At 41.9% G+C, this 7234-nt stretch carries 6 protein-coding genes; 2 read left to right on the top strand and 4 right to left on the bottom strand.

Annotated features, from left to right (window positions below; all coding sequences use genetic code 11):
- The 3 genes from KXD93_RS22120 to KXD93_RS22110 all read right to left on the bottom strand — a co-directional run.
- The coding region (locus KXD93_RS22120) for an RteC domain-containing protein (RefSeq protein ID WP_258139547.1) at positions 1 to 746 on the bottom strand (746 nt) is incomplete at its 3' end.
- A 94-nt stretch (positions 747 to 840) separates the two neighbouring features.
- A complete protein-coding gene (locus KXD93_RS22115; RefSeq protein WP_258139546.1) occupies positions 841 to 2013 on the bottom strand; it encodes a hypothetical protein in 1173 nt (390 codons plus the stop codon).
- 95 nt (positions 2014 to 2108) lie between these two features.
- On the bottom strand, positions 2109 to 2291 hold the full coding sequence (locus tag KXD93_RS22110) for a hypothetical protein (protein WP_258139545.1): 183 nt from the start codon (positions 2289 to 2291) through the stop codon (positions 2109 to 2111).
- 382 nt (positions 2292 to 2673) lie between these two features.
- On the opposite strand from KXD93_RS22110, the gene KXD93_RS22105 reads away from it, so the two are divergent.
- The gene (locus tag KXD93_RS22105; protein ID WP_258139544.1) at positions 2674 to 3465 is read left to right on the top strand and encodes a sensor histidine kinase; all 792 of its coding nucleotides are present in this window, start codon (positions 2674 to 2676) and stop codon (positions 3463 to 3465) included.
- Positions 3462 to 4196, top strand: coding sequence for a LytR/AlgR family response regulator transcription factor (locus KXD93_RS22100; RefSeq protein ID WP_258139543.1), 735 nt, complete (start codon positions 3462 to 3464; stop codon positions 4194 to 4196). Before KXD93_RS22105 ends, KXD93_RS22100 begins: the two co-directional genes overlap by 4 nt.
- Here the strand turns inward: KXD93_RS22100 and KXD93_RS22095 are convergent.
- Entirely contained in the window at positions 4193 to 7231 is a 3039-nt protein-coding gene (locus KXD93_RS22095; RefSeq protein ID WP_258139542.1) for a lantibiotic dehydratase, read from the bottom strand. The two genes, KXD93_RS22100 and KXD93_RS22095, sit on opposite strands and share 4 nt — an antisense overlap.
- Between the last annotated feature and the right edge of the window lie 3 nt (positions 7232 to 7234).

Genomic DNA, 7234 nt, shown 5'->3' with positions numbered 1-7234 from the left:
TCGTAGGTATCATAGAAATTCCCAAGGGAAATATTAAAGGACTTTTCAATGAATTTGACGATGCTTTTCAGGTTTTTTTTGCCGAAAGCTTCTGTAGCATGCCAGCAATAGATCAGCTCGATCAGGGCGCATTTGGTTTGCTTCCAGTCGAAATCCCGGAACTCTGCATCAATTTGTACGATGGCGTCCTTTTGATTAATCTTTTGAATGCTGTGTTCCAGGTGCTCCTGCATTAGCTCGCTGGCAAGAACCTGCGCAAGCTTATGATCATGCGTCGTACTGAATGTCGGATCAAAATCGATGACGCACTGATCAGGATCAAGGTGTACATCATAATTTCCCCGGACGAAGTAGTATTCATCGAGATAGGTTGCTTCCGTCCGCACATACTGGTAAAAGGAAAGATTGCTTTCAAAGAAGTGGTATAAAATTTTTATTTCATTGGTTAGAAAGTCAGCAACGACTTTTCCATCACCGATAGGTTTTCTGATTTCCAGGTTAAGCAGAGATTGATAGAAGATCAGCTGGGATTTAAATTTGGGCTTGATATGTTTAAAGAAGACGATCTCTTCAGCAGGGGTGCCAGGATCATTGAGCTTACAATAATCCTTAAGTTTACGAAGATACTTTAAACAAACGTGGATCGACTTTTCATAGCGCTTGATCAATTGATCTTCTTCGAGCGCAAGCGCGTTGATATCCTTATTTAAGTCTGCATAGAGACGGTCACTGAATTTAGTTATCATATGTTTGACTTTAAGTAAAAGGTGCTGCCACCGGTTACCGGCAACAGGTGTCACGAACAGCACCAGCACGTATCAATTTTTCATAATCAGCGTTTTAAGTTCTGGGGAAATAGGTTTTATCAATCAGGTTAAGCATTCTTTGCAGGTAATCCCGGACAACTGCTGCAGTTGCCTGATCTCCACCATAAAAGGCACGTCTAAAGCTTTTGAGGGATATATTCAGCTGTTTCTTGGTTTCGAAATGAAAGGAAAAAAAGCGCAGGATACCTGAAATATTATTGACATGAAAACAGCCCTCCAGGTAGCACAGCCTTATAAACAACCCAAATTGGGCAACTGAAAAGTTAAGCGGCATCCTGTCATGCCCATTCATTTTGCCCGTTATTTTAGCTGACAATTGCTGTATGCCGATGTATTGTAGTCCGAGCCAGGCGATCAATGAGTCATTAATAGCCGGTAATTCGTGATGAAAAGATTTACCATGCTCGACGAACCGCGATTGGAGAGTTTCAAGTTCTTTTTGAATTACAATATCCTTGTTCTTCTTTGATGCATTAGCAATAGTTGATGTCAGAAGCGATTGATACCAGCGTTCAAAATAATAAGAATTGAAATTTTGATGATAGAGCAGTTGCGCCAGTACATCGGTATTAAAATCCCCTCTCAGCGTTCGGGCTCGGATCAGGTTTAAAATTCCGCTGAGGTAAGAAACCTGTCGGTAGCTAATTCCGGACTGAAGGGCATTGTCAATTTTTTCAGAAATGGCCGTTTTAAGTCCTTCAATCAAACGCTGGTCGATTCCGGCTCTAACCAGTTTGGAAATAACCTCCTTTAAAAGGTTAAGAATGTTTTCGGACTCCCGCCGGCATAGTTCGGCTGATACGACATGATCAAAATCGTAATATTTATAAAAGCTTTTTTCAAGGAATTGCAGGAGGCCTTCCAGCTGGTTTATAGTTTCGTTGTAGAAATTGTTAAGCTGCTGACTATACCGGTTTTCGTTAAGCCCCGGTATCTCTGCATACACCACGTCGGAAAGCGAAATAATTCCCGCCTGGTGATATTGAACATATCTGAGTATGATCGTTTCCTTTACACTGCTGAATAATTCACGTACCCATTTGAGCCGAAGGCCTTCACAAATCCCGGCCAAATGTGCAGTTTTTGTACCTACCTCCTTGAGGCTGGCCTCGCTATCGGAAATTTCGTAATAGTTAACAATTTCACCAATAAGCTTTTCCAACTGAAATAATTCTGATTTAAGCAAAATGCCGATTTTTAAGTGATCATCCTGTTTTTTGACGGTTATGAATAGATTGAAAAAGAGATATTATTTAATATTGGCTAAATATTAAATTAACTTTACATTAATCTCTTTTGAGATGCATGCGTATTAACCGTTGTAACTATTATTGTAACCGTAGCTGTAGTCGGGTCGGTTTCAGTAGGTGTTGTATCCGGGAAGCCTGCTCCTAAAGTACCCCTGTTAAAGTCACAAATGGTATCCAACCTTTTGTGCAATTTCTTTGATTTAAAATTTTTCATGGCTTTGATGTTTAGGTCAAAGCTATTTTCGGATTAAGCGGCCGCTAACTTTATTACGCGGGGAGGCATTTGCTATATGCAGAGAGTGATAGGTGATTTTATTATGACACTTTAAATGACCAAAAACAAGACAATAATATTAAGGCATATTCTTATTTGGGGGTTATATATCATTTATGAAATACTCCTGATTCAAATTTCTGTGGGCTTAACTACCTCATTTTTTCATCTTGCTATTTATTACCTTTTAAATATTTCTTTATTCTATATTAACGCCCACCTTATACTTGATTTTGCTTTCTTTAAAACACGAAGGCCTTATTTTATCGCAGGTTTACTGATTACTTTAGAGATTTTTGTTTTCCTTATTTTAAAACTAAAGTTGGATTCCATTTTAAGCGGGACGGGGAGTATTAGTTTGGCGCTCACACTTTCCAATGAAAAATTGTGGTTAACCAATATTTTCAGAGAGATCTTTTTCATTGGATTCAGTATTGCCTATTGGTCCATGCTTTATATGGTCAAGTTCAAGGACAAAAATCATGTCATGGAAAAGGAGCAACTGCGGAGCATTGCCAAAACTTTGGAGCTGGAAAATAAATACATTTCTGCGGAAAACGCTTACCTGCAAAACCAGATCAGCCCCCATCTGCTTTTCAATTCATTAAACTTTATTTACAATTCAATTCACAAGGTATCGGAACGGGCAGGCAAAGGTGTGATGCTGCTATCAGAGATCATGCGGTATTCATTGGTAAGCAGCGAGGATAACCGAACGGTATTGCTTAGCCAGGAAATGGAACAGGCTCAGAAGCTGATCGATCTCAGCCACCTGCGATTTGAACAGCAGCTATTTATTAGTTTTCGTAAAAAGGGGAGGTTGAAAGATGTGAAAATCCTGCCCTTGATAATAATCACGCTCGTGGAAAATATGATCAAACATGGCGATCTCGGGGAGGCCGGCGAGCCGGGCCATATTTCGCTGACTTACGGGGACGGTGTGCTTGTCTTTAAAACCAGTAATAAAAAACGGTTAAGCTCACCCTACCCAAAAGGCGGCATCGGCCTCCGAAATATCGAGAAACGGCTTGGCAATTATTATCCTGACCGTTATAAGCTTGAAATTTCGGAGACAAATAACAATTTTGCCGTTTCTTTAACACTAAACCTATGAATTTTACCTGTTATGTAATAGATGACGAGGCCGATTCTGTAGCCTTAATGACTGAATACATTGAAAAAACGCCGGGATTAGATCTGATCGGATCGGCAACAAACCCGCTCCATTCACTGGAAATACTGACCAGCAAAAACGCACCTGATATCACCTTTATAGATGTTGATATGCGTCAGCTTTCAGGCATGGACCTGGCTGGCATGGTCAATCTCTATACCACCGTTGTATTTACCACCGCCTTCCCGGAATATGCCTTGCAGGCTTTCGATAAAGAAGCTTTCGACTTTCTGTTAAAACCGATCAATTACGACAGGTTTCTCAAATGTATTCAGAAAGCCAAACGAAAAATAAACAAACACCAGGGTACCGAACTGCTTTCAAAAGATGATTTCTTTAACATTAAAAGTGAGATCAAAGGCCGAATTATAAAGATCAGGTTCGATCAGGTCATTTATATTGAGGGCGCTGTGAATTATATTGAGATTTTTACAACTGAAGGCAAGCACATGACCTATTTAACGATGCGGGATATAGAACGGCACCTGCCAAAAAGCGTTTTTGTCCGTATCCACAGGTCATTCATCATCAATATTAATTTTGTAAGCATTACCGAAAGAGCGCAGGTGAAAATGAAAACCGGCGAATCGTTATTGTTGGGTGATCATTATAAGCAAAGGTTTTTGGACCTGATGGATGAGCATTTGGTCAAAACTGACCGCAATTCCTAATGCCGCTGCTTTTTCCGGCCTTCTTCTGAATTAAGGTGTTTAAATAAAAGGAAATATATGATCATTTCCTGTAAGCGCTGCTGATCGGTAAAAAGACGGTTGAGATGCATATGAAGGATACTGTGCAAATAAGTATGCAGTTCGTTATCTTGTCCCCGCAATGCCTGTTTCAGCGGTGCTGTATGTTTTACAAGGTTTCTCACGGCTGCAGCCAATCCGTGCATTTGAAGGAAATCAGCATTATGCAGCGCTTGATATATAGCAGGACCGAACTCCCGGTATTTGAGGTCAAGCTGCTGCTTCGCGTTTTTTCCTTCAAACTCAGTCATCATTTGCCGGTAACAATTTAGGAAAAACGCTTTTTGATCCCCCTCATCTGTCAATATTTCGCCGGTAATGATTTTTACCGTAGCCACAGCTGCAAGATAAGGTGGCAGGCCTTTCTTTTCACTGTTCCGCCGCAGGTATTCCTTTACGAATAAACTGCTTGCCCAGAAAAAATCCTCTGTCAGCTCAATTCCGGCAGCCTGGTATCTTTCAAGTTCCCTGTTATAGACGTCCAGCTGATATTCACGTACCACATGCTGTTCAATATGGCCTTCAAGTGATGCCCTGAAAGCCAGCAAAATTTCACTTATATCCTTGGGGTCAATTTTCAGGCGGAGCCTTATATGTGGCGCATGATCATGATATCGGATAAAGAACCATTTGTTAATACTGCCGTTGCTGTATTTTCTGTCGATGAGCGGCCATAATTTAAGGAGTAATTTTGAAGCACCTATTTTGGGTGAATAAATTTTCAGATAAAGCCATTCCGAGCCCGGCATAAATTTCCTGGACTTGGTTGCTGTTGAGCCAACAACCGGCCATTGACCATCCGGTAACGCTAACGGCAAATCGGGCAGGAGAAAAGCGCTGAACTGATTAACGAAAGCCCGTCCCTGCTCATCACGAACAAGGGCACTTCCTGCATGTTCAACGGTGAATTCAGTAAGCATCAATTCGGTCCGCTGCCTGGTCACTTCTTTGAATAACAGGATATCCTTCAGGCTGTCACTTTGAAATATAAGCTGCTGATCGCCATCCGTCAACGCAAAAAACTCAGGGATTTTCAATTTTTTTACCAAACCTGAAAATGCGCTTTGCAATTCCTCGCCGTTAAGCTCACGCAAGGCCAAAAGGGTTATTTCATCTATCAGCCAGGTCGCAGGGCTCAGGATGCAATTGTGGTATTCTACCCGGGGATAATAAGCGAGTCCGGGAAAGTAATTTTGAAGCTGAAAGTTAAAATTCGCCCTGCCGAATTGATAGGGAAGATCGGCGAGGAATCTGAATAGCGGCAACTTATTGATATGGTGATTATAGGCGGTACTTAACCTGGGGATTACGTATTTCTTTTGTTTTTCGGACCACAAAAAAACCTGATCGCCTGAAATCTCTACAAACATGTCTCCAAGCTCCAATTGTTGCCCCGCATCCAATGTAGAGGCGGCAGTTAAAGGTAATTCGTGCGACCAGATATGGCCCCTGCGATTCACATTATCGATATGTGGATCTGTCACGTGCAATATTTCAGCAAAGATCAGGTTAGGATTTAAATCTTCTTGTTCTTTGGCCATATACCTTACGGCTGCGGCAATGTCATCGCCGGATACGGTAAAGCGCCCAGCCAGGGCCAATGCATTATTCCCTCCTACAGCTTCCATAAGTACCTTTCCTTCAGCGATACGAAAAAGTACGGAAATGCCAAGCGGGGTATATATTTCATTGGATGAAGAAAGTTTGTTCAAACCTTCTGTGTCAAGGCGGATAATATTGTCCTTTTTGATTTCCATATTCAGCCAGCCTTCCATCAGGTAAACATGGACAGAAGACCAGAAATTTTTAGGGGCGGCAGGAGATACGCTATGCAATTTTACGGTTTCCAGAAGTTCATTTGGATGCGCTGAAGCTGCTTCCTGGTAGCCAATTCCGCGTTCGGGATCGAGCGCCTCCATTAAAGGTATCCGCTGGCCCTCAAAGTATTTTAAAAACCCAGACCTGAATTGATTCATGGCGGGAAGTTCATCAGGAAGGCACAGTTTATTCAGGGCATTAATTCCGTTCCTGATTGTATCTTGAAATGAGAGGTCAAGTTGAGCTCCTGCCATTTGACGCAGCAAAACTGCGCTGATCTCCTGATGATCATCATTGGTTAACTCTTTCTCAGCAAAATGCCTTAGATTTCTCCTGTAGTTAATGAGGTCCGGGACAGTGATGCTGGAATAGGGTAGGTTTATGGTTAATTTTTTCGCAGGTTGTGCAGGCGCATTAACCTGGTCACTAATCCCATTTATGATGCGGTTTAAATAATTCTCCCCCGTTATATTTATACGGGTTTCGGGGATTAGGACTTGACTATCAATAAGGAACAAAAGATAATCTTCACTGTCCTCCGGGCTGGTATTAGCAAGCCTGCCAATACGCTGAACTATCTGAGCTACAGTTCTCGGCTGCCGGCAGAATTGCAAAATATTTTTAAGCACCAATGAATAATCTGTTGACTGCAGCTGGTAAACCCTTTTACCGTCATCTCCAACTTCCGTACTTATAAACCGGTAATCTTTTAATACCCGGTATAAAGTTGGGTTGGCTTCAAATTTTGGCTTTGATCCGGTTTTAGATAACAAATTTCCGGATGCCCGGTTAACATATCCCTGATCAGGTTGTAGACTCGCAATTAAATTGTTTGTGCTTGTCAGTTCTATTCCGCCTTTGCCCCATGTGACCAGCGAAACGGAAGCAAAAAATCCGAACGGGGTTGGCCGGAAACAACAACGGTTGTAGTATTTCAAAACAGTCGCCAATTCCTTGGCGCTAAGGTTTGCCGGGCTAAAGCCGGTAGCTTTCAGGCGTCCATAAAATACCGGGCTTGCGAGATACAGGGCAGCCCGGAAAAACGGAGAATTTAATACCGTTTCAGGATCCTCGGAATATTCTATAGCAGGATAAGTCGGCAGGCGCAACAATAAATAATCGGCAAAGTGATATGACATCAA

It is taken from the genome of Mucilaginibacter phenanthrenivorans (assembly GCF_024721155.1).
Taxonomy (GTDB): Bacteria; Bacteroidota; Bacteroidia; order Sphingobacteriales; family Sphingobacteriaceae; genus Mucilaginibacter; species Mucilaginibacter phenanthrenivorans.
This window is presented reverse-complemented; position numbering and strand designations above follow the sequence as displayed.

Coding starts and splice junctions, on each gene's coding strand:
- KXD93_RS22110 (WP_258139545.1), bottom strand. CDS start 2,291: ATGAAAAATTTTAAATCAAAGAAATTGCACAAAAGGTTGGATACCATT.
- KXD93_RS22100 (WP_258139543.1), top strand. CDS start 3,462: ATGAATTTTACCTGTTATGTAATAGATGACGAGGCCGATTCTGTAGCC.
- KXD93_RS22095 (WP_258139542.1), bottom strand. CDS start 7,231: ATGTCATATCACTTTGCCGATTATTTATTGTTGCGCCTGCCGACTTAT.